General features: G+C 70.1%; 1 protein-coding gene and 1 pseudogene. Both read left to right on the forward strand.

The window, feature by feature from the left end; genetic code table 11:
• Positions 1-135 precede the first annotated feature (135 nt).
• On the forward strand, positions 136-1,629 hold the full coding sequence (locus QLH51_RS19780) for a vWA domain-containing protein (protein WP_125662765.1): 1,494 nt from the start codon (positions 136-138) through the stop codon (positions 1,627-1,629).
• Between the two features lie 61 nt (positions 1,630-1,690).
• Positions 1,691-2,132: pseudogene (locus QLH51_RS19785) on the forward strand (tetratricopeptide repeat protein); the annotation flags it as partial.

Consider the following 2,132-nt stretch of genomic DNA (forward strand, 5'->3'; position numbering starts at 1 on the left):
CCACCGCCCCCTCCCCCGCCTGGCGCGGACATAGTGACGACACCCGCACCGTTGCCCGGATCGTCCGCGTTCGCGCCGCCGGTCGTCGTTCAATCGGTAACCACGCCCCCGCCCATTTACGCGCATTCGGGGGAGATGGTGGTAACCGGCGCGCGGCTCGCCCGGCCGGGCTTCCCGTCCTTCCCGCTGCCGCCCGCGGTGGGTCGCGACCGGTTCGTCGCGCCGGCCCAGAATCCGTTCCGGCAGGTGCGGCAGGAACCGGTTTCGACCTTCTCGATCGACGTGGATACCGCATCCTACGGCTTCGTCCGTGCCTCGCTGAACCGCAACGTCCTGCCGCAGCCGGCAGCGGTGCGTGCCGAGGAGATGATCAACTATTTCCCGTATGATTACGCCGCGCCGACATCGGCGGCCCGGCCGTTCAACCCGAACATCGCGGTGTTTCCCAGCCCGTGGACGGCGGGACGCAAGATCGTCCGGATCGGCATCAAGGGCTATGCCGTCCGCCCCACTGAACGCCCACGCGCCAACCTCGTCTTCCTGATCGACACGTCGGGGTCGATGCAAGCACCGAACAGGCTGCCCCTGTTGAAGCAGTCGCTGGCGATGCTGGTCGAGCAACTCGATGCGCGCGACCGGGTGGCGATCGTCGCCTATGCCGGGTCGGCGGGCACGGTGCTGGAGCCGACGCCGGCCAGCGACAAGGCCCGCATCCTCGCCGCGCTCGACCGGTTGTCGGCCGGGGGTAGCACGGCGGGTGCAGAGGGCATCCGCCAGGCCTATGCTCTGGCCACGGCAAATTTCGATCCGCGCGGGGTCAACCGGGTGATGCTGGCGACCGATGGCGACTTCAACGTCGGCATCACCAATCCCGACGAGTTGAAGGGCTTCGTCGAGCGCGAGCGCGGAAAGGGGGTGTTGTTGTCGGTGTTGGGGTTTGGGATGGGGAACTTCAACGACGCGCTGATGCAGGTGCTGGCGCAGAACGGCAACGGTGCCGCCGCGTACATCGACACGATCGGCGAGGCGCGCAAGACGCTGGTCGAGGAAGCGTCCGCCACGCTGATCCCGATCGCGAAGGATGTGAAGATCCAGGTCGAGTTCAACCCCGCGACCGTCGCCGAATATCGGCTGATCGGTTATGAGACGCGGATGCTGGCACGCGAGGATTTCGACAATGACCGAGTCGATGCCGGCGATGTCGGGTCGGGCCAGTCGGTGACCGCGCTGTACGAGATCGTGCCGGTCGGCACACCGGGCACGGCGAGCCCGCTACGCTACGCCCCGGCGAAGGCGGCGACGCCGGGGGCGGGCGAGTACGGCTTCGTCAAGATCCGCTACAAGCTGCCGAAGTCGGAGGGGAGCCAGTTGCTGTCGACCCCTATCGACCGGGCGCGCGAGGTCGCGCGGTTTGCCGACGCGCCGCGCGATGCCCGCTTCGCCACCGGCGTCGCGGCGTTCGCCGATCTGCTGCGCGGGGGGAAATATAGCGGGTCGATCGATTACGACCGGGTACTGGCGATCGTGAACGCGGCGCGCGGCGACGATCCGTACGGGTATCGGTCGGAACTGGTCCAGCTGGTCCGCGCCGCAAAGACCGCGCCCGGCCTCCCCCCCCTCGAACGATGAGCATCGCGGCGGGTCGGCCGGCACCGGTCGACCCGCCGCCCGTTGCAGGTATAAGGACCCGATGCCCGACGATCGCGACCTTGGCCGGCAATTGCCCGATGCCCCGCCGCCCCGTCCCGACCGGCGCGAGACGGCGATCGATGCCGCCGTCGCCCGCTTCAGGGGCGAAGCGGCACCTGCCCGCCGGCCCCCGCCGCGACGGCGCTGGACACGGCTCCAGCCGCAGATCGGCGTGGTCGCCGCAACTGCGCTGGTCGTGGTCATCGGCCTGCCGGTGTGGCGGTCGGGCAAGGTCGAGACGCCGTTGACGCGACAGGCGCCGCCGATTGCAACGGACCGTGCCGGCGTCACGCCACCGCCCCGTGCCGAGCGCGCCCGCCCGGTGCCTGCACCGTCGGCATCCGAGCCCGAGGCAGCAGCGCCCGCTCCAACCGCTCGCCCGGATGCGGCGATGGAGGCACCGGAAGCTCCGGAAGTGCCCGCCACCCCGCCCCCCGCAGCGG

The organism is Sphingomonas sp. 2R-10 (genome assembly GCF_030062225.1).
GTDB lineage: Bacteria > Pseudomonadota > Alphaproteobacteria > Sphingomonadales > Sphingomonadaceae > Sphingomonas.